The 22,710-nt window shown below is 73.2% G+C and carries 20 protein-coding genes; 11 read left to right on the forward strand and 9 right to left on the reverse strand.

Annotated elements, in window-relative coordinates:
* Nucleotides 1-159: 159 nt before the first annotated feature.
* The gene (msrA, locus tag HMPREF3159_RS04825; protein ID WP_083305800.1) at nucleotides 160-843 is read right to left on the reverse strand and encodes a peptide-methionine (S)-S-oxide reductase MsrA; all 684 of its coding nucleotides are present in this window, start codon (nucleotides 841-843) and stop codon (nucleotides 160-162) included.
* Between the two features lie 363 nt (nucleotides 844-1,206).
* On the opposite strand from msrA, the gene HMPREF3159_RS04830 reads away from it, so the two are divergent.
* The gene (locus HMPREF3159_RS04830) at nucleotides 1,207-2,511 is read left to right on the forward strand and encodes an HNH endonuclease (RefSeq protein WP_070499922.1); all 1,305 of its coding nucleotides are present in this window, start codon (nucleotides 1,207-1,209) and stop codon (nucleotides 2,509-2,511) included.
* A 208-nt stretch (nucleotides 2,512-2,719) separates the two neighbouring features.
* Here the strand turns inward: HMPREF3159_RS04830 and HMPREF3159_RS04835 are convergent, their stop codons facing one another.
* From HMPREF3159_RS04835 to HMPREF3159_RS04855, 5 genes are all read right to left on the reverse strand, one after another.
* The gene (locus HMPREF3159_RS04835; protein WP_070499923.1) at nucleotides 2,720-3,274 is read right to left on the reverse strand and encodes a hypothetical protein; all 555 of its coding nucleotides are present in this window, start codon (nucleotides 3,272-3,274) and stop codon (nucleotides 2,720-2,722) included.
* Complete coding sequence (locus HMPREF3159_RS04840; RefSeq protein WP_070499924.1) at nucleotides 3,274-4,539, reverse strand: DUF58 domain-containing protein; 1,266 nt, start codon at nucleotides 4,537-4,539, stop codon at nucleotides 3,274-3,276. Before HMPREF3159_RS04840 ends, HMPREF3159_RS04835 begins: the two co-directional genes overlap by 1 nt.
* Nucleotides 4,540-4,763: 224 nt before the next feature.
* Entirely contained in the window at nucleotides 4,764-5,099 is a 336-nt protein-coding gene (locus HMPREF3159_RS04845; RefSeq protein ID WP_070499925.1) for a hypothetical protein, read from the reverse strand.
* The gene (locus tag HMPREF3159_RS04850) at nucleotides 5,096-6,373 is read right to left on the reverse strand and encodes a THUMP-like domain-containing protein (protein ID WP_070499926.1); all 1,278 of its coding nucleotides are present in this window, start codon (nucleotides 6,371-6,373) and stop codon (nucleotides 5,096-5,098) included. The genes HMPREF3159_RS04845 and HMPREF3159_RS04850 overlap by 4 nt, the downstream gene beginning before the upstream one ends.
* A 55-nt stretch (nucleotides 6,374-6,428) precedes the next feature.
* Nucleotides 6,429-7,415: an NADP-dependent oxidoreductase gene (locus HMPREF3159_RS04855; RefSeq protein WP_070499939.1), complete on the reverse strand. Its 987-nt coding sequence runs from the start codon at nucleotides 7,413-7,415 to the stop codon at nucleotides 6,429-6,431.
* Between the two features lie 205 nt (nucleotides 7,416-7,620).
* Here HMPREF3159_RS04855 and HMPREF3159_RS04860 point away from each other — a divergent pair, with 205 nt between their 5' ends.
* Nucleotides 7,621-8,898: a molybdopterin molybdotransferase MoeA gene (locus HMPREF3159_RS04860; protein ID WP_070499927.1), complete on the forward strand. Its 1,278-nt coding sequence runs from the start codon at nucleotides 7,621-7,623 to the stop codon at nucleotides 8,896-8,898.
* A gap of 14 nt (nucleotides 8,899-8,912) precedes the next feature.
* On the opposite strand, the gene HMPREF3159_RS04865 is transcribed toward HMPREF3159_RS04860, so the two are convergent.
* Nucleotides 8,913-9,227: a hypothetical protein gene (locus HMPREF3159_RS04865; protein WP_070499928.1), complete on the reverse strand. Its 315-nt coding sequence runs from the start codon at nucleotides 9,225-9,227 to the stop codon at nucleotides 8,913-8,915.
* Between the two features lie 270 nt (nucleotides 9,228-9,497).
* On the opposite strand from HMPREF3159_RS04865, the gene HMPREF3159_RS04870 reads away from it, so the two are divergent.
* From HMPREF3159_RS04870 to HMPREF3159_RS04890, 5 genes are all read left to right on the forward strand, one after another.
* The gene (locus HMPREF3159_RS04870) at nucleotides 9,498-10,490 is read left to right on the forward strand and encodes an ABC transporter permease (RefSeq protein WP_070499929.1); all 993 of its coding nucleotides are present in this window, start codon (nucleotides 9,498-9,500) and stop codon (nucleotides 10,488-10,490) included.
* Between the two features lie 4 nt (nucleotides 10,491-10,494).
* Nucleotides 10,495-11,508, forward strand: a complete 1,014-nt coding sequence (locus HMPREF3159_RS04875) for an ABC transporter permease (RefSeq protein ID WP_083305798.1) — start codon at nucleotides 10,495-10,497, stop codon at nucleotides 11,506-11,508.
* A 10-nt stretch (nucleotides 11,509-11,518) separates the two neighbouring features.
* On the forward strand, nucleotides 11,519-13,282 hold the full coding sequence (locus HMPREF3159_RS04880) for an ABC transporter ATP-binding protein (RefSeq protein WP_070499930.1): 1,764 nt from the start codon (nucleotides 11,519-11,521) through the stop codon (nucleotides 13,280-13,282).
* Nucleotides 13,283-13,573: 291 nt separating this feature from the next.
* Entirely contained in the window at nucleotides 13,574-15,313 is a 1,740-nt protein-coding gene (locus tag HMPREF3159_RS04885; RefSeq protein ID WP_070499931.1) for an ABC transporter family substrate-binding protein, read from the forward strand.
* Nucleotides 15,314-15,531: 218 nt separating this feature from the next.
* On the forward strand, nucleotides 15,532-16,707 hold the full coding sequence (locus tag HMPREF3159_RS04890; protein WP_070499932.1) for a ThiF family adenylyltransferase: 1,176 nt from the start codon (nucleotides 15,532-15,534) through the stop codon (nucleotides 16,705-16,707).
* Nucleotides 16,708-16,801: 94 nt separating this feature from the next.
* Here HMPREF3159_RS04890 and HMPREF3159_RS04895 read toward each other — a convergent pair whose 3' ends face one another.
* Both HMPREF3159_RS04895 and moaA read right to left on the reverse strand, forming a co-directional pair.
* Nucleotides 16,802-17,077 (reverse strand): MoaD/ThiS family protein, encoded by a 276-nt coding sequence (locus HMPREF3159_RS04895; RefSeq protein ID WP_070499933.1) that lies wholly within the window; start codon nucleotides 17,075-17,077, stop codon nucleotides 16,802-16,804.
* A gap of 10 nt (nucleotides 17,078-17,087) precedes the next feature.
* A complete protein-coding gene (moaA, locus tag HMPREF3159_RS04900; protein WP_141748074.1) occupies nucleotides 17,088-18,188 on the reverse strand; it encodes a GTP 3',8-cyclase MoaA in 1,101 nt (366 codons plus the stop codon).
* A gap of 229 nt (nucleotides 18,189-18,417) precedes the next feature.
* On the opposite strand from moaA, the gene glp reads away from it, so the two are divergent.
* The 4 genes from glp to HMPREF3159_RS04920 all read left to right on the forward strand — a co-directional run bounded on the left by glp (nucleotide 18,418) and on the right by HMPREF3159_RS04920 (nucleotide 22,477).
* Nucleotides 18,418-19,731, forward strand: coding sequence for a molybdopterin molybdotransferase MoeA (glp, locus tag HMPREF3159_RS04905; protein WP_070499934.1), 1,314 nt, complete (start codon nucleotides 18,418-18,420; stop codon nucleotides 19,729-19,731).
* Nucleotides 19,728-20,246 (forward strand): cyclic pyranopterin monophosphate synthase MoaC, encoded by a 519-nt coding sequence (gene moaC / locus HMPREF3159_RS04910; RefSeq protein ID WP_070499935.1) that lies wholly within the window; start codon nucleotides 19,728-19,730, stop codon nucleotides 20,244-20,246. Before glp ends, moaC begins: the two co-directional genes overlap by 4 nt.
* 76 nt (nucleotides 20,247-20,322) lie before the next feature.
* Nucleotides 20,323-21,528, forward strand: a complete 1,206-nt coding sequence (locus HMPREF3159_RS04915) for a molybdenum cofactor biosynthesis protein MoaE (protein ID WP_083305799.1) — start codon at nucleotides 20,323-20,325, stop codon at nucleotides 21,526-21,528.
* Nucleotides 21,529-21,622: 94 nt separating this feature from the next.
* Complete coding sequence (locus HMPREF3159_RS04920) at nucleotides 21,623-22,477, forward strand: metallophosphoesterase family protein (protein WP_070499936.1); 855 nt, start codon at nucleotides 21,623-21,625, stop codon at nucleotides 22,475-22,477.
* Nucleotides 22,478-22,710: the final 233 nt, after the last annotated feature.

The following is a 22,710-nucleotide window of genomic DNA, read 5'->3' on the forward strand; positions in this document are numbered from 1 at the left end:
GCCCCGCTCCCGCGCGAGGCCGGCGGCTTCGCGGCGCAGCTGATGGGCGCCGCACCCGCCGCACCCCGGGCGAGCGGCGGTCCCGATATCGGCGGGCGGCGCAACCTCATGGGCGGCGACACCGGGGACGGCCTGCCGCAGCGCTGACCGGCCTGCGTCTCAGAGCGAGCAGGCGACCCCGTTGAACCCGTGGTTGCAGTAGCCGGTGGGGTTCTTCTCGAGGTACTGCTGGTGCTCGGGTTCCGCGGTGTAGTAGACGCCGTTCCCGGACTCGGCCAGCGGCGCGAGCTCGGTGGTGATCGTGCCGCGACCGGCGGAGTCCAGCGCCTCCTGGTAGCGGGTGGCGGAGTCGCGCACGATCTCGCCCTGCGTGTCCGTGGTCCAGTACACGGCGCTGCGGTACTCGGTGCCCACGTCGTTGCCCTGGCGGTTCGCGGTGGTCGGGTCGTGCTGCTGCCAGAACTCGGTCAGGAGCGCTCGCAGGGTGTCCTCGCCGCCGGTGTAGATCACGCGCACGGCCTCGGCGTGGCCGGTCCGGGCGGAGAACACCTCGTCATAGGTGGGGTGCGGCGTGTAGCCGCCCGCGTAGCCGGCCGAGGTGGTGTGCACGCCCGGGATCTGCCAGGCGATCCGCTCGATGCCCCAGAAGCAGCCGCCGGCGAGGATCAGCTCCTCGGCGTCCTCGGGCCAGGGGTGCCGGTCACGGGGAGCGTCGGGCCCGAGCATGTCGGTGCCGAGCACGAGGTGCTCGCGCGCGAGCGGGTAGGGGTAGGCGTCGCGGCCGGGCAGGGCGTCCTCCGGCGCGACCATGTCCTTCTTGTGCGCGTACAGGAGATCCATCATCTGCCACATGCTCAGCACGGTAGCCCCGGTCGGCGGCGGGCGGGAAGGGCGAGCGACGCCGGTCACGCCGGTTCCGCCGAGGGCGTGACAGCGAGAAGTGGAGACCCCGGCACCACGCATCGGGAGAGACGGCGAGGGCCCGGCACCACGCATCGGGAGGAGGGCGAGACTTCGGCGCCACGCATCGAGAGCCCCGCGCAAGTCCGCTGCTGTCCGTTGTCGGACGTCTCCTCCACACGCCGTGTAGATCCACATCCCGGCGCTGACGCTGGCACCTCGTCGACGAGGCGACCAGGCTGGGCTCGTCAGGTCGCGCCGCTCTCGGAGCCGTCGGGACCACCGCAGAGCGAGGGGAGGGGAGCCATGCCGGAGTCCGCACTGGACTGGGCCGATCAGCTGTCGTATCTCCTCGACACTGCCCCGTCGGCTGAGGCGCTCGCCGCAGAGGAGGACGCCGCACTGATCGATCTGATCGCCGCGACGGAGCGTGCCAAAGGACGGCTCGCCGCCGCACAGGCCCGGGCCGAGGCCGCCTTCTGGGACTCGCAGATCCGCGAGCAGCAGCGACAGGGAGTGCCCCTCGGACAGCGGGGCCGCGGAATCGCCGACCAGGTCGCCCTCGCCCGTCGCATCACCCCGAAGCAGGCGTCCGACGAGGTCGCTCTGCACCGGGTGCTGCTCGGATCCCTGCCGCGCACCAGCGAGCTGCTCGAGGCGGGGGAGATCAGCGAGTACGCCGCCCGCAGGGTCGCCGAGAACGTGCTGGTGCTCGAGGAGGAGGACCGGACGCGCGTCGATGTCGACCTCGCCGACCAGCTGCCGTCGGTCACCGCGCGCCGGGCCGGGGACCTCGCCCGTGCCCGGGCGCAGGAGCTCGACGCAGGTGCGGCGGTGCGGCGGCACCAGCGCGCGGTCGCCGATCGACGGGTCTCGCTCCAGCCGGCCGTCGACGGCATGTCGATCCTCCGTGCCACGCTCCCCGTGAAGGACGGCGTCGCGGTGCTGAAAGTGCTGACCGAGGCGGCGCGATCGGCGAAGGCTGCCGGGGACCCGCGCACCAAGGGCCAGATCATGGCCGACACCCTCACAGCCCGCGCCTGCGGGCTCGAGAGCCCCGACGACATCCCCATCGAGATCCAGCTGCTCATGACCGACATGACCCTCCTCGCCGACGCGGAGGCGACGGCATGGATCGAGGGGCATCCACTTCCCGGACGAGTCGCCCGCGACCTCGCGCTCGGTGTGCCGACGCTCCCGTCCCCAGCACACGTGGCCGCAGATGCTCCCGCACCCCCGCCGGAGATCAGCAGCGCGGCGCGATGGATCCGTCGCCTCTACGCCGACGTCAGGGTCGGAGACCTGACCGAGGTCGACGCCAGGCGACGACTCTTCCGTGGGCAGGTCCGACGATTCATCCTGCTGCGCGATCAGCGCTGCCGCACGCCGTGGTGCGATGCGCCGATCCACGACATCGACCACGCGCATCGCTTCGCCGACGGCGGCAGCACTGACGCGGACAACGGCATCGGCCACTGCCAGCGCTTCAACCTCGTCAAGGAGATGCCGGGATGGGAGTCGACGGTCGACCCGGCGAGCGACGACCGACCGCACCGCCTCACGATCAGGACCCCACGGGGCACATCTATCAGTCGACCTCCCCGCGGCTGAGGCGTCTCCTGGACGGGGACGGCGGGGCCCGCGCTGAGATCCTCCCGGACGAGCCCGTCGACGACGGCGACGCCCCGGCCCCCGCTCATCGGCAGAGCACGACAGTCGCGGACGACGACGACCGGCCGTCGGATCCCGAGGACCTGCCGGAAGCGCGCACCGGCTGACGAACATCGTCCGGCAGGCCTCGTTCCGCCCCGCCCTGACCTCAGCGCCCTCGCGGCATCACGACGATCCACAGCGCGACGACGGCGGCCGCGGCGACCACCAGGGCCCACGGCCCGAGCTGCACCTGGGCGAGCAGCACGACGAGCACCCCGCCCACCAGCGTCAGCACGAGCACCCCGATGAGCGCGCGCAGAGCGAGACGCAGGGCCTCGCGGTCGAGGGCCCCGTGCGCGGGCATGACGGCCGCGAGCGCGAAGGCGGCATGGCTCGCGAGCAGCAGCAGACCCGTCGACCCGGCGAGCACCACGTCCAGATCGGCCCGCACCGCCAGCGCGATCACCACCGCCGTCGGCGCCAGCATCCCGAGGTCCGTGTCGGGATCGAGCCACTGCGCGGCGAGGGCCGTGAGACAGACGATCCCCACCAGCACGACCCCCAGGTGCATCGCCGCGAGTCCCGGGCCGGACAGCGCGAGCGCCGCCGCGGCGAGCGCCGCCGCGGTGCCGGTGCCGCGCAGTGCCCACTGCACGGGACTGATCCCGCGCAGCGCGAGCAGGGCGTCGGCGAGCGGGTCGAGCAGGGACGACAGACGCATCAGGACCTCCTCCGCCGCGGTGCACCGCGCGCGGCGGACAGGGACAGGAGCACCGGGGCCAGCGAGGCGGGTCCCTCCCACGCGGTGACCGGGACGCCCGCCTCCCGCAGTTCGCGCACCGTCCGCTCCCGCTCGAGCCTCCGCAGCGCCCACGCCTCGGGCCAGAAGCGCTCGGAGACCCGGCCCTCGAGCCGCAGCGGCCGCCCGCGCAGCACGGAGGTGTCCCCGACGCTCGGCGGGAGCGTGTCCACGACGATCACGTCCGCGCCCTGGGCGAGGAGCTCCCCGATCCTGGTGATCACCTCGGGGCGGAGCAGGGGCGAGCACACCACCGTCAGCGTGCCGGTCCGCACCGCGGGCAGGCGGGGGAGGGGACGGAGCGCGCCCGGGTCTCGGGCGGCGCGGGACAGCGCATCGGTGAGCACCCGCAGCTGACGGGGGCCGGAGCCGGGCGGCACCGCGCCGATCAGCCGTCCGATGTCGAGCAGTGCGACTCGGTCGCCGACGCCGAGATAGTGGCGTGCCACGGCGGTCGTGGCGCGGATCGTCATGTCGAGGCTGGTGGGCGCGTCCTCGCCGGCCCAGGGGGCGGGGGAGACGTCCGCGGTGGTGTCGGTGACGACGAGGACCTCGGTGTCCTGCTCGGTGAAGGTCGCATTGGTGTGCAGCTGCCCGGTGCGACTCGTGACCCGCCAGTTGATCCGGTGCAGGCGGTCCCCGGGCCGGAAGGCGCGCACCTCCGACAGCGCGGTGCCGTCGCCGCGGCTCCGGGAGAGGTGCGCACCGCTCACCCCGATCGGGGTGGGAACGTCCACGGGGGCATCGAGCACCACGGAGGAGGGGACCACCTGGAGCGAGACCGGGGGCAGGTCGACCTGCGCCCGGAAGGCGCCCAGCGGGTCCGCGACCAGCACGTGCACCGGCCCCACCTCGATGCTGCCCCAGCGCCGGGCCCCGAGGCGCAGCGCCGCCCCGCCGTCGCCGGTGAGGGAGCCGTGGCGCGGGGCCAGATCCGCATGCGGCGGCCTCGGGACGCTCGCCGTGGTCAGCAGGCCCGGACCTGCGGTCACCGTGGCGCGCGCCGCGCCGTCCTCGTCGAGCCGCCGACGGCTCAGGTGCAGGGACGGGGCGGGGTAGGAGCGCTCCTCGCCGCGGGCCGTGCGGCGGGCGACGGCCAGCAGAGACCAGGCCAGCAGGGGCAGCCCGGCGAGGACCAGCGCAGGCTCATCGCGCAGCAGTGCGAGGGCCAGAGCGAGTACGCCCACCGCGGAGGCGCGGACGAGCGCAGCGGTGGGACGGGGGCGGAGCGAGGGTACGGGCGGCTGCGTGCGACCCGGCGTCCCCGTGGTCCCTGCTGTTCTCTGAGCATCCGCCGTACCGGAGGTCGTCCTCGCCGTCCCGGTCCCCGGCGCTCCCGAGTCTCCTGTCGCCCATTCGGTCCCCGGTGCCCCCGAGGTCCTCTCCGCTCCGCCGTTCCTCGCGGCCGGGCTCATGACGGGGACCGGGCCGGCTGCGGGGAGGCGAGCCACACCGCGAGGACCGCGAGGGCCAGGCCGAGGAGGGAGAGCAGGACGAGCAGCGGGGCGGCGCCGAGCTCGGTCCGGGGCGGCCGGTCCGGGGCTTCCGGGGTGCTCCAGCCGGGGTCCGACGGGACCTCGGCGGTCGGCGCAGGGGACGGCTCCTCCCGCTCCCTCGATCCGCCCGAGCTCGTGATCGGAGCACGCTCGGCGGCGGCGCCGAGGGCGACCGCGCCGAGTCCTCCCAGCGCGGCGAGGAGCAGCAGCAGGGCGATGACGCGACGCTGCGTCCCCCGGGAGGTGCTCACGGCCGATCGGGCTCCTCGCCGGGCGGTGCGGCGTGCGGGGAGGCGACCACGACGGACTGCTCCCCGTCGATGCGGGTGAGGATCAGCGTGGCGCGCTCCTCGCCGAAGCGGCGGGGCCGCAGCTTGCGACGCAGCTCGTCGGGCTCGACCGCGGTGCCGCGCTTCTTGATCTCGAGCACCCCGAGCCGGTGCTCGCGCAGGTAGGAGGTGAGGCGCTTGAGGCCGAAGGGCATCACGTCCCGCACCGCGTAGCCCTTCGCGAAGGGGGTGGTGACGCGGCGCTCGGAGGTCAGGTACGCGATCGTGGGGTCCAGGGTGCGGCCGCCGATCCGGGCGGCGAGCTCCCCGATCAGCCCGGCGCGGATCACGGCGCCGTCGGGCTCGTAGAGATGGTCGGCGAGCGGGCCGACGGCGGGGTCGCCGACGGAGTCCGCGCCGCGGTCCAGGCGGTGCGCGCCGTCGCGGCCGACCAGCACGGCGGAGGAGGCGATGCCCTCCCGGGCGAGCGGCCCGCACCAGGCGGTCGCCTCGAGCACCTGCCCGTGGAAGGACAGCCATTGCACCTCGACGTCGTCCGGCAGGGCGTCGCGGTCGATGCCGGGGCCGAGCTTCGCGCCGAGCGGACCGGCGGCACCGTCGCGGCCGAGGCGCCGGGCGAGGTCGAGCACGGCCGAGAGCGGCGGCTCGTACTCCTCGGGGTCGTGGAGGCGGCGGGGGCCGCCGCGGGCGGGGGCGCGCCGGGCGGGGTCCAGCCAGATCCCCTCGGTGTCGCGGGGGTCGTGGCCCTCCGCCCGGCCCAGGCGCGCGCTCGCGTTCGGGAAGGGGCGCAGGTTCACGGTGGCGACGGCGACGGTGACCGGATCGCGGTCCACCGCCTGGACCTCCAGGCCCAGCGCGGCCATCGCCATCGAGTCCCCGCCGATGCCGCAGCCGAGATCGGCGACGGAGGCGACTCCGGCGCGCTGGAAGCGCTCGGCGTGCATCGCGGCGACGGGCAGGCGCGTGGCCTGCTCGAGGCCGTGCGGGGTGAACAGCATGGTGCTCGCGAACCCCCCGAACTTCTCCGCGGCGCGGGCGCGCAGACGGGACTGGGTAAGCACCGCGGAGACGAGCTCGGGGGAGTGGCCTGCCTCGCGCAGGCGGGTCGAGACCCGCAGCGCCTCCTTCTCCTCGTAGGGAGGTAGGGCGTTCAGCAGCGCCCACCCGGAGGGCTGCAGCACGGGCTCGATCCCGCGCATCGCGGCAGCGGGGTCATCGGAGGTGGTGGCGACCATCGTGCCAGCGTACCGCCCATGCCGCGGCGCCGACCGTCGCGGCACGGGTCGTCGCTCAGGCGCGCACGTCCAGGACCAGCTTGCCGCGGGTGTGGCCCTCCTCGAGCCGGCGGTGCGCCTCGGCGATCTGCGCCAGTGGCAGCACCTCGGAGACCTCCAGCGGATAGCGGCCCGAGCGGATGCCCTGCGCGAGGCGATCCAGCCGGTCCCGTCCCGGCACGATCGACGGCACCCGCGCCTCGATACCGCGCTCGAGGGCAGGGGAGAGGTCGGCGAGGCTGGGCAGGGCGACGATGCGGCCGCCGTCGGCGAGCTGGTCCAGGCTCGGCAGGAAGGTCGAGTGGTAGTGGGTGTCCAGCACGACGTCGACGCCGCGCCCGTCCGTGAGGCGCTGGACCTCCTCGCCCCAGTCGCTCGTGTCGTAGGGGATCGGGGTCGCGCCCAGCTCCCGGATCCGCTCGGCGTTCGCGGCGCGGCCGGTGGCGAGCACCTGGGAGGCCCCGGCCTCGAGCGCCATCGGGATCAGCAGCTGGCCCACGCCGCCGGTGCCGCCGTGGATCAGCACCGTCTCGTGCTCGGCGATCCGGGCGGTGTCCTGCACGACGGCGATCGCGGTGAGGCCGACGAGCGCCAGCCCGGCCCAGCGGGGCAGGTCCTCCTCGGCGGTCTCGCCGGGGATCGGGGCGAGGTCATCGGCCGAGATCGCGATGACCTCGGCGGCGACGCCGCGGGAGTCGCTCGGGCCGCGCATGCCGAACACGCGCGTGCCGACGGTGAGGCCGCGCGAGCCGAGCTCCGCCTCGTCCAGGCCGGAGCCCGCGCCGATCACGGTGCCGGCCATCTCACGGCCGGTCCCCGCGGGCAGCGTGAGGTCCTTCGCCCGTCCCGAGGAGCCGTCGCGGATCTTGTAGTCCAGCGGGTTCAGCCCCACGAAGCCGACCTGGACGAGGACCTCCTCGGGGCCCGGCTCGGGCACCGGGGCGTCGTGGTGGAGGGTCAGGACCTCGGGGCCCCCGAAGCTGTCGTATCGGATCTCGCGCATGCCCACCATGATGCACCTGCCGCGCCGCTCGTGGCCATGGCTGTGGACGGGGCCGCGACGAAGCGGGCCGGCAGCCGCGATCAGCCCGCCGGGAGCCAGCGACGGTCCCGTCCGCCGCGGCCGGGCATGGGGGATCATGGAGCCTCGCCCGCGGCGACATCGGCCTGCCGCGACCTGCGCCTCGACCCGCCGCTGAAGGAGGACCATGAGCGTCGAGAGACTCTCGCCCTGGCAGTGGCGCGAGGAGATCCTCACCGCGGTCACGCCGCCGCGCTCCGTCGACACCGTCCCGCTCGAGCAGGCCCGCGGCCGGGTGCTCGCCGCCGCGGTGCGCAGCCCGGAACAGGTCCCGGCGCTGCCGATCGCGGCGATGGACGGCTTCGCCGTACGGAGGGCGGATCTCACCGCGCCCGGCACCACCGTGCTCCCGGTCGCGGCCGAGCTTCCGGCTCGCCCCGGCGAGATCCCCGACCTGCCCTCGGGCAGCGCCGCCCGGATCATGACCGGCGCCCCCGTGCCCCGCGGCGCCGACGCCGTCGTCGAGGTGGAGGCGACCGACTCCGACCCCTTCGGTCCGGCCCCCGCCGTCGTCGCCCTCGCCCTCGAGAGCCTTCCCGTCCCGGGCCGTCACGTGCGCGGGGCGGGGGAGGAGATCCCGCTGGACGCGCCTCTGGCCCTGGCCGGGGACCGCGTCGGCGCGGGGCTCGTCGGCCTCGCCCGGACGCTCGGGATCGACGCCCTCGAGGTGCTCCGCCCGCTGCGCGTCGCCGTGGTGGTCACGGGCGACGAGCTCGCCGCGGACAGCTCCTCCGACCGACTCGGCGCGGACCCCCTGCCGGGAGCGGTGCGTGAGTCCAACGGGGCGATGCTCGCCGCCGCCCTCGCCGCCGACGGCGCGCATGCGCTCCCGCCCCGGCACTGCGGCGACGACCCTGCTGACCTGCGGGAGATGCTCGACATCGCGGCCGGTGAGGCCGACCTCGTGCTCACCACTGGCGGAATCGGCCACGGCGCGTACGACGTCGTGAAGCTGCTGCTCGGCGAGCGAGGAGCGGGGACCTCCCGCTTCGAGCACCTCGCCCTGCGCCCCGGCGGCCCCCAGGGCCACGGCACGCTGCCCGGCGGCGTCCCCGTCGTGCACCTGCCGGGCACGCCCGTCGGCGCGCTGGTGGGCTACCACCTGTTCGTGCGCCCGCTGCTGGATCGCGACGGCGTCGCGCCCCGACGGATGCTCCTGTGCGGGGAGGGGGGCGGGCCCCGGCGCGGTCCCGCCGGCACCGTGCACGCCCTGCCCGGACGGCGGGAGGTCGCGGCCGACGGCCGTGAGGTCGTGCGCCTCGTGCCGGGTCGGCGGCTCGCCCCCTACGGACGAGCGGACGCGATGGTGCTCCTGGAGTCGGAGGGGCCCGTCGGGGGCGCGGAGCCGAGGAGCGGCGAGCTCGCCGGTGCGCCGGAGCGGAGCGTGCTCGTCCTGGTGCTGTGACGCTCCTGCGTCCCTCAGCGACGCGAGCCGGACTCCTCCAGCTGGCTCCGTCGAGCGTCCTGGGACCGCCGCGCCTGCTCGCGTCGGGCGTGGCGGCGTCGGACGATGTCGCGAGTCCAGGAGGCCATCATCGAGATCGCCGCCCCGAGAGCGAGACCGAGGGACAGGGCGGCGAGCCAGGGGCTGTAGAGGAGCCCGGCGCCGAGGGCCAGGGCGAGGGCGCCGAGCCCGGTGGGCCACGCGCCGACTCCCCGATGTCCGAGCAGATCGCTCAGCGCGATCGCGGCGACGATGCCGAGCGCGAGCACGAGCAGGTGCAGGAAGGTCACGATTCGAGCATAGCTTCGCCGCACCCCCGTACCCGTGGGTCAGTTTCGTCAAGCCGCGTCCATCGCAGGCGTTATGGTGTGCCGTGCCTGCCGAGAGACCTGGGCCACAACCGGGTTCCGGTTGTGCACGGCCGCCGGGTCGCCTCGACGTGACCGAGCGTGGTGCCGCCTCAGTGGCACGGGGCCCGCCCATGGCGAGCCCGCGACGACGAGACGGATGACGCAGGGAAGGGACCCGACGGATGAGCAACAGCGTGTCGAGGGGGAAGCGTGATTAGGTTCGTCTCCCTCAGAGTGCTGACCTACGTGATCCTGGCGTTCGTCGCCACGAGCTTCGCGTATCTCCTGTCCGCATCGCTCATGCATCCCGAAGAGGTGCTGTACCCGCCGATCGCGACGGAGCCGGTCCCGGCGGCGACCGCCCAGTACTACCTCGACGTCCGCAACGTCAACCCCGACACCCCGCTGTTCGAGCGGTACGCCAACTGGCTCGGCGGCCTGGTGCGCGGCGACCTCGGCGTGACCACCGGCACGAACAAGTCGATGGTTCCGGTGATGGACGAGCTGGCCACGCGGATCCCGATCAGCCTGCGCCTGGTCGTCCTCGGCACCGCGATCGGCACCGTGCTCGGCATCGTGCTGGGCATGCTCGCCGCGGTGCGCCGCGACTCGATCGGCGACCGCCTCTCGACGCTGCTCGCCTTCTTCATCCTCTCCCTGCCCACGCCGGTGATCATCCTGATCGTCCAGCAGGCCAACCAGGGGATCATGGACCTCTCCGGCTGGGGGCTCCCGGCCATCAACCCGATCAACCCGCTGCTCGAACCGGGCTCCTGGGAGTCCCTCAAGTACCAGGCCAAGGCGCTGGTCATGCCCACGATCGTGCTGGCCGTCACCGCCGCCGCCTCCTACTCGCGGTACATGAAGGTGACGACGCTGGACGTGCTGGGCAGCGACTACCTCCGCACCGCTCGGGCCAAGGGCCTCACCCGGGGACGTGCGATGAACCGCCACGGCCTGCGCATGGCGCTGATCCCCATGGGCCAGTACTTCGCCTTCGCCGTCGGCGGCGCGTTCTCCGGCTCGCTGTTCGTCGAGCTGATGTTCAACTGGCAGGGCATCGGGCGCTTCGCGATCTCCGCGATCCAGATGGCCGACGTCAACGGCACTGCAGGCGTCGTCCTCTACACGGCGATCCTGACCCTGCTCTCCGCCACCTTCGCAGACATCCTGCAGGGTGCGCTCGACCCGAGGATCCGGTGACACGATGACGAACCCCAACGACATCCGCGGCGCCGATGATGCCTCCGCGCTGCGCCGGGCCACCGACCCCGAGGCGAACCCCGTCATCGGCTCGGCCGTCGACGACCCCGATCTGCGCGACACCGAGGTCGACGAGAGCGGACCGGCGATCGAGTCGCTCAGCCGCGGCGAGCTGCTGCGTCGCCGGTTCCTGCGCAACCCGAGCGCGTGGATCGGCATGGTCGTCTTCGCCGTGCTCGTGCTGATGGCGGTCATCGGCCCGATGGTCTACCAGTACGGGCCCTTCGAGCGGGACCTGCGCAACGCCCTGACCGGCCCGAGCCCCTACCACTGGTTCGGCGTGAACGAGAACGGGCTGGACATCTTCGCCCGGACCATGCAGGGCCTGCGCATCTCCCTCGTGATCGGCATCGGCACCGCGGTCCTGACGACCTTCCTCGCCCTCCTCGTCGGCATCGTCGCCGGGTACGTGAGCCACAAGGGGAAGTGGGGCGCGTTCGTCGACGGCGCCCTGGTGAACCTCATCAACCTGTTCCTGGTGATCCCCTCGATCCTGCTGCTGATGCTGTTCAGCCCCGCGCTGCAGCAGGCGAGCTGGCTGTGGATGATCCCGCTGCTGGCGGGCTTCGCCTGGATGCTCACCTCCCGTGTGCTGCGCGCGATGACCCAGCAGCTGGTGCGCACCGAGTACGTCGAGGCGGCCCGCTTCATGGGCGTGAACCCGATCGTCACCATGACGCGGCACATCATCCCGAACATCGCCAGCTGGATCATCATCGACACCACGCTCGGCGTGAGCGCCGCGATCCTCGGCGAGACGGGTCTGTCGTTCATCGGATTCGGCATCCAGTACCCGCAGGTGTCCCTCGGCACCGTCCTGCAGGACTACAACATCTCCGCGCCCTACACCTGGATCCCGCCCGCGGTGGTGCTGGCCGCCCTGGTCATCTCCATCAACCTGATGGGCGAAGCGCTGCGCGACGCCCTCGACCCGACCAGCGGCTCCAGCCGGATCTGAGGAAGAAAGAATGTCCGACCCGATCCTTTCCGTGCGGGACCTGAGCGTCTCCTTCCCCTCCGAGTACGGGACCGTCCACGCCGTCCAGGACCTCAGCTACGAGGTGCACAAGGGCGAGGCCCTCGCCATCGTCGGCGAGTCCGGCTCCGGCAAGTCGGTCAGCTCCCTGGCCGTGATGGGTCTGCTCCCGCGCACGGCCGCCATCAGCGGCGAGATCGAGATGCTCGGCCACAGGATGTTCGAGCTCGACGACAAGCAGCTCTCGCGCCTGCGCGGCAACACGATCTCCATGGTCTTCCAGGACCCGCTCTCCGCGCTCACCCCGGTGTACCGGGTGGGGGACCAGATCGCCGAGGTCGTGCGGATCCACCATCCCGAGGTCTCCAAGGTCCGCGCCCGCCAGAGGGCCGAGGAGCTGCTGGACGCGGTGGGCATCCCCGAGCCCGGTCGTCGTGCGAGCCAGTACCCCCACGAGTTCTCCGGCGGCATGCGCCAGCGCGCGATGATCGCGATGGCGATCGCGAACGAGCCGGAGCTGATCATCGCCGACGAGCCCACCACCGCGCTGGACGTGACGATCCAGGCGCAGGTGATGGACCTGCTGAAGTCCGCGCAGGAGCTCATCGGTGCCGCGACGGTGCTGATCACCCATGACATGGGCGTGGTCGCGGGCTTCGCCGACCGGGTCCTGGTCATGAAGGAGTCGCGGATGGTCGAGCTCGGCACCGTCGACGAGATCTTCTTCAGCCCCCGCGAGAAGTACACGCAGGACCTGCTGGCCGCCGTCCCGAGGGTCGACGCCGGCGAGGCGGGCGCCTCCCGCAGCGTCGCCGGTTCCGCGATGCAGAAGATCGCCGACCTCGGCGAGGAGCGCCCGCCGCGCGAGGAGCTTCCGACGGTGCTCGAGGTCGAGGACCTGGCGAAGGTCTTCCCGATCACCAAGGGCGCGATCGTGCGGCGGAAGATCGGCGAGCAGCGCGCCGTGGACGGCATCTCCTTCGACATCCGCCAGGGGGAGTGCCTGGCGCTGGTCGGCGAGTCCGGCAGCGGGAAGACCACCACGCTGATGGAGATCATGCAGCTGCGCACCCCGCAGGAGGGGACCATCCGCATCGGCGGGAAGGAGACCGGGGCGCTGACCCGCAAGGAGCGGTCGACGCTGCGCTCCGACATCACGGTGGTCTTCCAGGACCCGATGGCCTCCCTCGACCCCAGGATGCCGATCGCGGACATCATCAAGGAGCCGATGCGCGTCCAGGGGTACAGCAAGCAGCGCATGGACGAGCGGGTGGACTGGCTGCTGAAGATGGTGGGTCTGCTGCCCGAGCACGCCGCGCGCTTCCCCACCGAGTTCTCCGGCGGCCAGCGCCAGCGCGTCGGCGTGGCCCGCGCGCTCGCCTGCGACCCGAAGCTGATCATCCTCGACGAGCCCACCTCGGCACTGGACGTCACCGTCCAGGCCGGCGTGCTCGCGATGCTCGCCGACCTCCGGGCGCGCCTCGGGGTGAGCTTCCTGTTCGTCTCGCACGACCTCTCCGTGGTCCGCCACATCTCCGACCGCATCGCCGTGATGCAGAAGGGGAGGATCGTCGAGCTGGGCGACACCGAGGAGGTCTTCACGAACCCCCAGCACCCCTACAGCCGGGAGCTGCTCTCCGCGGTGCCGATCCCGGACCCCGAGGTGGCGCGCTCGCGGCGGCGCGAGGCCATCGAACGCAAGGCTTTCGAAGGAACCTTCGGCGGTTTCCTCCCGGACCGGGAGGACTCCCAGTGACCCTTCCCTGACCAGGGAGGGAGCTCGCGACGACGGGAGGCGCGCACGGAGCGCCGCCCGTCGTCGCCGTGCCCGGAGAGGGGCCGTGCCGGGGCGGTCGCGGACGGATGCCCTGCATGTTGCGAACGGGTAACAAGGGTGATCCTGGTCCGCGTCGGCAACTCGCCGGTGAAAGACTGCTCACACCGGCGAGAACGGCGCGACCACGGTGGTCAACGCCGACCACATCTGCCGGGACAGTGCAGCCAGCGGGCTCGACGATCTCGAGGACCGCGAGTGAAGGAGATTCATATGCGTGTGACGCGGCGTTCCATCCTGGGGGCGACGGCTCTGACCGTCTCGATGACCGCGCTGGCGGCGTGCAGCCAGGACCCGGGGACCGGCGGCAGTGGCGGTGCCTCCGACGGCGGCGGCGAGGGCGAGCAGATCGCCTCCGACCAGAACGACATCAACCCCAAGGAGCGCGAGGAGATCGGCGAGGGCGGCGTGCTCCGCCTGGCCAACAACGCGTTCCCCGCGAACTGGAACACGTTCCACTCCGATGGCAACGAGCGCAACACCACCGACATGATGGACACGATGTACCCGGTCCTGTACCAGTACAGCGCCGCGGGCGAGGTGACGCCCAATCCGCACTACGCCAAGCGCATCGAGCTCACCTCCGAGGATCCTCAGGTCATGGAGATCGAGCTCAACGAGGGCATGACCTGGTCCGACGGCACTCCGATCGACTACAAGTCGATCGAGAACGTCTTCAAGGTCATGGACGGCTCCCAGGAGGAGTACGCGATCGCCTCCTCGGTTGGTTACGACCAGGTCGAGAAGGTCGAGCAGGGTGACAGCGATCTGATCGCGGTCGTCACCTTCAAGGAGAAGTACGCGGACTGGATCGGACTCGCCGCCGTCATGCCGGACTCGCTCGCCGAGTCCGCCGAGGCGTTCAACGCCGGCTGGCAGGCCGAGCCCCTCGTCACCGCCGGGCCGTTCAAGGTCGGCAAGATCGACGCGGCCAACAAGACCGTCCTCGTCGAGCCCGACGAGAACTGGTGGGGCGACAAGCCGCTCCTCGAGCAGGTCCTCTTCACCACCATCGAGGACCCGGCCGCGACCGCGACCAGCTTCCAGAACGGGCAGCTGGACGTCATCGAGACCCCCGTCCCGGCGACGTACTCGGTGGTCGAGCCGCTGATCGGCAACGGTGCGGTGCTGCGCCAGGCCGCGGGCCCGAACTGGACCCACATCACCCTCAACGGCGCCGAGGGTCGGCCGCTGGCCGACCAGGCCGTGCGCCAGGCGATGTTCCGTGCGATCAACCGCGAGGACGTCTTCCTCTCGGTCAATTCGACCATGCCCTACCCGGAGAACACCGAGCCGCTGAACAACCACCTCCTGATGACCAACCAGGAGGGTTACCAGGACAACGCCGGCGACCTCGGCAGCTACGACCCCGAGGCCGCGAAGAAGCTGCTCGAGGACGCGGGCTACACCCTGGAGGGTGAGGGCGAGAGCCTCGTCGCCTCCAAGGACGGCACGCCGATCGAGATCACCTACGTGTACAACGACGGCTCGAAGACCAACGAGGCTGTGGTCCCGGTGGTCCAGGAGCAGCTCAAGGCCGTGGGCATCACCATGAAGGTGCAGAAGGTGCCGCCGACGGACCTCTTCTCGAAGTACGTCATCCCCGGCGAGTTCGACCTCACCCTCTTCGGCTGGGTCGGCAACCCGTTCCTCTCCTCGGGCGACTCCATCTGGAAGTCCGAGGGCGAGCAGAACTTCGGCAAGATCGGCGATCCGGACACGGACAAGCTCATCGACCAGGCCGCCGTCGAGACCGATCATGCCGCGCGCCTCGAGCTGATCAACCAGATCGACGCGAACCTGTGGGAGCTCGCCGGGACGATCCCGCTGTGGCAGTCCTATGACTTCTTCGTCCAGAACGAGGACCTCGCGAACTACGGCGCGTGGGGCTTCCAGAGCAAGGACTGGACCAAGATCGGCTACGTGACGGGCTCCGCCAAGCTCGAGGGCTGAGCGGACGCGCCCTGAGGACGGGGCCCCGGGCGGAGACGCCTGGGGCCCCGTCCCCGTTCGCGGGCGGATCCGGCCGGTCTGCGGGGCCCGTACCGTGGGGCCGGACCTCCTGGTCCGTGCCTGAAGTGCGGACTCCTGACCTCATGCTCTCGGGCCCGGGACGGCACCCGCGGGACCGAGGTCGTGCCCTGCCGCGAAGGGTGGGGGAGACTGGGCCCATGATCTCCGTCGACCTGCCCGCCCCCGTCCAGCCCCGGATCCGCGACCGCGCCGTGCCCGCGGATCGTCCTGCGGCGCAGCGGCACGACCTCGGCCGCTACCTGCGCCAGATCCGGCTGCCGCAGCTGGGCGAGACCGGTCAGCGCCGCCTCGCCGGGGCGCGGATCGCCGTGATCGGCGCGGGCGGGCTCGGCGCCCCGGCGCTGACCTATCTCGCATCGGCCGGGGTCGGCGAGATCACCCTGTTCGACCCCGACACCGTCGACGCGACGAACCTGCACCGGCAGGTGCTGTTCACCGAGGCGGATCTCGGCCGGTCCAAGGCCGTCGCCGCCGCCGAGCACCTGCATGCGCAGTCGCCGCAGGTCTCGGTGCGCGCCGTGGTCGAGACCCTCACCCCCGCGAACGCCCTCGAGCGGCTCGAGGGCCACGACCTCGTCCTGGACGGGACCGACAACTTCCCCACCCGCTATCTCGCCTCCGACGCCTGCGAGATCCTCGACCTGCCGCTGGTGTGGGGCTCGATCCTCGCCTTCTCCGGACAGGTCAGCGTGTTCTGGGGCGCAGGCGGGCGCGGCGTCACCTATCGCGACGTCCACCCCGTCCCGCCGCGGCCCGGCGAGGTGCCCAGCTGCGCGGAGGCCGGGGTGCTCGGGATGCTCTGTGGCGTGATCGGCTCGACCATGGCGATGGAGGCGGTGAAGGTGCTCGCCGGGATGGGCGACGTGCTCTTCGGTCGACTCGCCCTCTACGACGCGCTGCGCGCCCGCTGGGACGAGCTGCCGCTGGTCCGGGACCCGCAGCGCCTGCCGGTCACGGAGATCGAGGACGTGATGCTCACCTGCGGGCTGCCGGGGCCGACGGGCCCCGCCCGCGACGAGGTCACCGCCGCGGAGCTGCCAGCCCTGCTCGCGGCCGGGGCGCGGGTGATCGACATCCGCGAGGAGCGGGAGCTGGCCGAGGGCGGCATGATCGCCGGCGCGGAGCACGTCCCGATGGGGGAGCTGCTGCGCGGTGCCGATCACGAGGTCGCGGGCGCGGTGCTGTACTGCGCGGCGGGCACGCGGTCGGCGAGCACGCAGAGGGCGCTCGCCGAGCGGGGGATCCAGGTGCGCTCGCTCGCGGGCGGCTTCGACGGGCTTGCCGGCAGCGGCATCGAGATCCAGCGGCTCTGACACGGCCCGGCGAGGCGCGAAACCTGCCGCCGGGCAGGACCCGGGCTCAGCTGTCGGGAAGGTGCCGGGCTCGACCGCCGGGCAGCGTGCGGGCTCAGCCGCCGGCGAAGGGCGGCAGCACGTCCACGCGCGAACCGGGGGCGAGGACGTGGCCGAGATCGGTGCAGGCCACGCCGTCGACCAGCAGGCTCGAGCGTCCGATCACCCGGGCCGCCTCCGGGGAGGCACCCGCGGCGAGGGCTTCGACGAGCTCGCCGACGGTGCTGGCGTGCACGGTCGCCTCGTCAGTCCCGAACTCGGCGGCGGCACCCGCGAACAGGCGCACGGCGATCTCGGGCACGGTGGTGTCGGTGGCTGCGGTGTCGGTCATCGGGTCCTCCTCATCCGCCGATCGCGCTCATCGGGCGCTCCGGCTGTACGAAATCGGCCCGGTCCATGCCGTGGCCGGCCTTCTTGCCCCACTGGGCGGCGCGCCAGATCTGCGCGATCGCCTCGTCGTCCGCTCCCGAGCGAAGGGCGGTGCGCAGGTCGGTCTCCTCCCGGGAGAACAGGCAGGTGCGCACGCGGCCCTCGGCGGTCAGGCGGGTGCGGCGGCAGTCGGCGCAGAAGGGGCGCGTCACCGAGGCGATGATCCCCACCCGGCCCCGGTGCAGGCCGGTGGCGCGGTCGGCGACCTCGTACAGCTCGGCGGGCGCGCCGTCGCGCGGCTCGGCGACCGGGGCGAGCACGTAGCGGGGAGCGAGCATCTCGTGCACGTCCCCGGCGGTGATCATCGTGGAGCGCTCCCAGCGGTGGTCCGCGTCCAGCGGCATCTGCTCGATCACCCGCAGCTGCAGGTCACGCTCGAGGCACCAGTCCAGCAGGTCGGGGAGCTCGTGGTCGTTGATCCCGGGCATCAGGACGGCGTTGATCTTGATCGGGTCCAGGCCCGCCGCGCGCGCCCCGTCGATCCCGGCGAGCACACGGTGCAGCAGAGGCCTGCGGGTGAGGCGCTCGAAGGTCTCCGAGACCACCGAGTCGAGCGAGACGTTGATCCGGTCGAGCCCCGCTTCCCGCAGCCGCTCCGCGCGATGGTCCAGGCCGATCGCGTTGGTGGTCAGGGAGATGTCGGGGCGGCGCTCGAGGGAGGCGACCCCGGCGATGATCTCCTCGAGATCGGGCCGGGTCAGCGGCTCCCCGCCGGTGAAGCGCACCTGTTCGATGCCGAGCCGCTCCACCCCGATGCGCACCAGGCGCACGATCTCCTCGACCGAGAGCAGCTGGTCCTTCTTGAGGAACACCATCCCCGACTCGGGCATGCAGTAGGTGCAGCGCAGGTTGCAGAAGTCCGTCAGCGACAGGCGCAGGTCCGTGGCCTCGCGTCCGAAGCGGTCCGCGAGCGCCGGGGTGTCCGGTCGGTCGGCGGTGTCCGGGAGCGCGCCCGCCGCCTCGTCGGTGCGGCGCGGCACCGGGATGCCGAGGGAGACCCGTCGGGACGACATGCGCGCACCTCCTGCTCAGCGGCCCGGCAGCTCCGGGGTCCCTCCAGGATAGGACGGCTCGGCGGGACGGGGGCGGGACTTCGGGGTGGGACCGGGCACGGACTCGACCCGGACCGGGCGCCGGGGAGAGCTTCTCGCGCACGGGGCGGTCGGGCAGCGTCGGTTGCGAGCGCCATACTGGAGGGGACCAGGACGGGCCGATGAGGCACAGGAGAAGGAGGTCCGAGCGATGACCGGTGCGCAGCGCAGCCCGCTGGCCGACCACGTGGCCGACGCCGTCGCACTGCTCGCCGCCGTGCGGGCGACCGAGCCGGTCGCGCTGGACGGCCGGGCCGTCGGCCGCGTCGCCGCCCGGCCGCTGCGCTCGCACGTGGACGTGCCCGGGGTGGACAACTCGCAGATGGACGGCTTCGCCGTCGCGTCGGCCGATCTCGCGGGCCCCGGTGCCGCGGTGACGCTCCCGCTCGGGCCGACGATCGCAGCCGGCGACGCGCCGGGCCGGCTCGAGCCCGGGCAGGCGCGGCCGATCATGACCGGTGCGCCCGTCCCGGACGGCGCGGACCTCGTGGTCCCGGTCGAGGAGAGCGCCCAGGGGCGCTTCGACACCGGCGGCGCGGGGGCCGAGGGAGGTGGAACGAGTGCCGGAGGACCGGACGCCGCGCACGGCACTGACCCGGCGACCGTGACGCTCACGCCGGCCGATGCCGCACCGGGCCGCTTCGTGCGCCGCCGCGGCTCCGACACCCATCGCGGGGACACCGTGCTTCGCGAGGGGCAGATGCTCACCCCCGCGCGGATCGCGCACCTCGCCGCCTGCGGCCTGAGCGAGGTCGAGGTGGGGGCGCCGGTGCGGGTCGTGGTGCTCTCGACCGGTTCCGAGGTGCGCGGCCCCTCGGGCGCGGAGCCCGCCCCCGGCACCCTCCATGACGCGAACGGCCCCGGACTCGCCGCTGCGCTCACCGAGGCGGGTGCCGAGGTGGTCCACCGCGGCGCCGTGCCCGACGACGCGACGCTGCTGCTGGAGCGCCTGCGCGACGAGGTCCTCGCGCACGACCCCGACCTGATCGTCACCAGCGGCGGCGTGAGCATGGGCGCCTTCGAGGTGGTGCGCCACGCCGCCGATCTGCCCGGGACGACCCTCGCATTCCCCACCCTCGCGATGCAGCCCGGCGGCCCCCAGGGCATCGGCACCCTCGAGGTGGACGGGCGGCGCGTGCCCTGGTTCGCCTTCCCCGGCAACCCCGTCTCCGCGCTGCTGAGCTGCGAGCTGATCGCCCGCCCCGCCCTCGGAGCGCCGCCGCGCCGACGGCTGCGCCTGCCCGTCCGCCTCGAGACCGAGGAGTCCTCGCCCGAGCATCTGGAGCAGTACCGTCGGGCACGGGTCCTGCCCTCGGGCGCCGTGCGGCTGGTGGGCGGCGCGTCCTCGCACCTGATCGGCGGCTACGCAGCGGCCGACGCGCTCGCGATCGTCCCCGTCGGCACCGCAGTCGTGCGCGACGGCGACCTGCTCGAGACCCTGCTGATCCCCGGAGGAGACTCATGACCACCGCCCCCGACCCTGTCGACCGGTCGACCGCCGCGGGCGAGCTCTCGCACGTGCGGGCCGACGGCACCGCCCACATGGTCGACGTGACCGCCAAGCAGGTCACCTCCCGCGAGGCGACCGCCCGCGCCGTCCTCGTCACCCGCGAGGACGTGGTGGCCCGGATCGCGAGCGGCGACCTGCCCAAGGGCGAGGCGCTCGCCACTGCGCGCCTGGCCGGGATCATGGGCGCCAAGCGCACCGCCGAACTGATCCCGCTGTGCCACCCGCTGCCGCTGACCGGCATCGAGGTGGACCTCGCCCCGCGCGGCGACCGCGTCGAGATCACCGCCACCGTGCGCACCAAGGGCGTCACCGGCGTCGAGATGGAGGCGCTGACCGCGGCGAGCACCGCCGCGCTGACCCTCTACGACATGATCAAGGCCGTGGACCACCTCGCCGCGATCGAGGAGATCCGAGTGCTCGCGAAGTCCGGCGGCAAGAGCGGGGACTGGCGCCGCGAGGAACCGCGATGACCGCGCGCGACAGGCGATGACCGCACATGACGAGCGATCGCTGCGCGCCGCGAGCGATGACGCAGGAGGAGGAACGATGAGGCAGATGCCCGCCCAGCGCACCGACGAGGACTGCACGGTGCGCGAGGACCCGGACGCGCCGCCGCTCCTGCACGGCAGCGCCCGGATCATCATCGCCTCGACCCGCGCGGCCGACGGCACCTACGAGGACCGCACCGGCCCGCGGCTCGAGCGATGGCTGGGCGGGAGGGGCCTGGCCCCCGTCGAGAAGCAGGTCGTGGCCGACGGCCCCGAGGTGGGCCGCGCGCTCGCCGCGGCGATCGCCGACGGCGTCGACGTGGTCATCACCTCCGGCGGCACCGGCATCAGCCCCACCGACGTCACCCCCGAGCAGACCGCGCCGCTGATCGAGCGGGAGATGCCCGGGATCCTCGAGGCCGTGCGCCGCCGGGGTGAGTCGGCGAAGGCCACCGCCCTGCTCAGCCGCGGCATCGCCGGGATGGCGGGACGGAGCTTCGTGGTGAACCTGCCCGGCTCCCGCGGCGGGGTGAAGGACGGCATCGCCGTGATCGACCCGCTGCTGGACCACCTGCTCGAGCAGCGCGACGGGGGGGACCACGGGCCGGAGGGCGGGGCGAGGGCCGATGGGTCCGACGACTCGGCCCGCGCCGCCATGACCACGGCGGCGATGAGCGAGTCCGACCCGATCGCGGAGGCGACGGACCCGGCGACCCCGTCGGACCAGGCCGACCCGGCCCGTGGGACGACCACCTTCCCGGCGGACGGCACCGACGAGCGCGGCGACGCCCAGGCCCAGGGGCTGCGGATCGCGGGAGACCCCGCGATGGGGGAGGCTCCGCAGCGGGTGCGGCATGCCGCGGTCGGCACCGAGGAGATCACCGTGGCCGCCATGGCGGCAGCCGTCGCCGACCCGCGCTGCGGCGCCGTGGTCACCTTCGACGGCGTGGTGCGCGACCACGACGGCGGACGCGGCGTGGACCGGCTCGAGTACACGTCCCATCCCTCGGCCCCTGCCGTGATCGCCGAGGTCGCCGCCGAGATCGCGGAGCGCTATCCGGACGTCCTCGTCGCGGTCGCCCATCGCGTCGGGCCCCTCGCCATCGGGGACTCCGCCCTCGTGTGCGCGATCGCGGCCCCGCACCGCAAGCAGGCCTTCGTCGCCTGCGACGAGCTCGTGGACACCGTCAAGCAGCGCGTCCCGATCTGGAAGCACCAGGTCTTCGACGACGGCGCGAGCGAATGGGTGGGGGCGCTGGGCTGATCGACGTGCTGCGAAGGATGAGCGGCAGGAGATCAGCCGGAGGGCTGGGCTGATCGTCACCTGCCCGTCACCTGCGGCCGCTACCGTTCCCGGCATGCGCATCCTGCACCTGACCGACACGCACCTCTACGGTGATCCGTCCGCCCGCCACTACGACCGGATCGACACCACCTCGGCCCTGAGCGGGCTCCTGTCCCGCCTGGAGGGCCTCACGGGCATCGACGCCGTGGTCCACACCGGTGACGCCTCCGAGGACGGCACCGCGGAGAGCTACCGTCTGCTCCACGAGATCCTCGACCCCTTCGCGGCCGCTCTCGACGCGCCGCTCGCGATCGTCATGGGCAACCACGACGTCTCCGCCGTCTACGGCGAGACGGTCGCCCCGGGGGAGCGGACCGCGCCGAGCCAGGACCGGGTCGTGCCGCTCGGCGGTGGGGCCCGCGTGGTCGTGCTCGACTCGAGCGTCCCCCGCGCCGGCTACGGGCACCTCGATCCGGAACAGCTGGACTGGCTGCGCGGCGTCCTCGCCGAGCCCGCGCCCGGCGGGACCGTGCTCGCGATCCACCATCCTCCGCTCGTCGCGGCGACCCCGCTGCTGCGCGGCCTCGACCTCGACGGGCTCGACGATCTCGCCGCCGTGCTCGAGGGGTCCGACGTGCGGATCGTGCTCTCCGGCCACTACCACCACGGGATGACCGGCGAGATCGCCGGGATCCCGGTGCACGTCGCCCCCGGGATCACCAACGTGGTCGACCCCGTCGGGGCGGGCGCGGACGAGCAGTCGCTCGCCCTGTCGGGCGTGAGCCTGGTGGAGCTGGGGGAGGGGGCGCCGCGCGTGGTCAGCTCGGTGTTCCCGAACGCCGGCGACACCCTCGCCGAGGTGGAGCGTCCGGTCTACCGCTTCACCCCCGATCAGGTCGCGAGGATCCTCGAGGCCGCCGGGCGCTGATCCGCGGCCCGGACATGCACGACGCCCCTGCAGGCACTGCCTGCAGGGGCGTCGTCGGCGGCGCTGGGCGCGCGCCGGAGGAGATCAGTAGCCGAAGCCGTAGGGTCGGATGCCCTGGGAGCCGTGACGGGCGACGGAGGCGGTGGCATCGTCGCGATGGTCGCGGTGCGTGCCCGTCTCGACGATGTCCTGCGCGAGCTGGTCGTCGCGGCGACGGAGGGCGGAGCGGAGGG

This window comes from Brachybacterium sp. HMSC06H03 (assembly GCF_001807385.1).
Classification (GTDB): Bacteria; Actinomycetota; Actinomycetes; order Actinomycetales; family Dermabacteraceae; genus Brachybacterium; species Brachybacterium conglomeratum.

Excerpts from the sequence above, each read along its gene's own strand:
- moaA (WP_141748074.1), bottom strand. The coding sequence starts at position 18,188 with ATGTCGTCCCGACGGGTCTCCCTCGGCATCCCGGTGCCGCGCCGCACC.
- HMPREF3159_RS04895 (WP_070499933.1), bottom strand. The coding sequence starts at position 17,077 with ATGACCGACACCGCAGCCACCGACACCACCGTGCCCGAGATCGCCGTG.
- HMPREF3159_RS04890 (WP_070499932.1), top strand. The coding sequence starts at position 15,532 with ATGATCTCCGTCGACCTGCCCGCCCCCGTCCAGCCCCGGATCCGCGAC.
- msrA (WP_083305800.1), bottom strand. The coding sequence starts at position 843 with ATGATGGATCTCCTGTACGCGCACAAGAAGGACATGGTCGCGCCGGAG.
- HMPREF3159_RS04830 (WP_070499922.1), top strand. The coding sequence starts at position 1,207 with ATGCCGGAGTCCGCACTGGACTGGGCCGATCAGCTGTCGTATCTCCTC.
- HMPREF3159_RS04855 (WP_070499939.1), bottom strand. The coding sequence starts at position 7,415 with ATGCGCGAGATCCGATACGACAGCTTCGGGGGCCCCGAGGTCCTGACC.
- moaC (WP_070499935.1), top strand. The coding sequence starts at position 19,728 with ATGACCACCGCCCCCGACCCTGTCGACCGGTCGACCGCCGCGGGCGAG.
- HMPREF3159_RS04920 (WP_070499936.1), top strand. The coding sequence starts at position 21,623 with ATGCGCATCCTGCACCTGACCGACACGCACCTCTACGGTGATCCGTCC.
- HMPREF3159_RS04885 (WP_070499931.1), top strand. The coding sequence starts at position 13,574 with ATGCGTGTGACGCGGCGTTCCATCCTGGGGGCGACGGCTCTGACCGTC.
- HMPREF3159_RS04860 (WP_070499927.1), top strand. The coding sequence starts at position 7,621 with ATGAGCGTCGAGAGACTCTCGCCCTGGCAGTGGCGCGAGGAGATCCTC.
- HMPREF3159_RS04835 (WP_070499923.1), bottom strand. The coding sequence starts at position 3,274 with ATGCGTCTGTCGTCCCTGCTCGACCCGCTCGCCGACGCCCTGCTCGCG.
- glp (WP_070499934.1), top strand. The coding sequence starts at position 18,418 with ATGACCGGTGCGCAGCGCAGCCCGCTGGCCGACCACGTGGCCGACGCC.
- HMPREF3159_RS04875 (WP_083305798.1), top strand. The coding sequence starts at position 10,495 with ATGACGAACCCCAACGACATCCGCGGCGCCGATGATGCCTCCGCGCTG.
- HMPREF3159_RS04915 (WP_083305799.1), top strand. The coding sequence starts at position 20,323 with ATGAGGCAGATGCCCGCCCAGCGCACCGACGAGGACTGCACGGTGCGC.
- HMPREF3159_RS04850 (WP_070499926.1), bottom strand. The coding sequence starts at position 6,373 with ATGGTCGCCACCACCTCCGATGACCCCGCTGCCGCGATGCGCGGGATC.
- HMPREF3159_RS04880 (WP_070499930.1), top strand. The coding sequence starts at position 11,519 with ATGTCCGACCCGATCCTTTCCGTGCGGGACCTGAGCGTCTCCTTCCCC.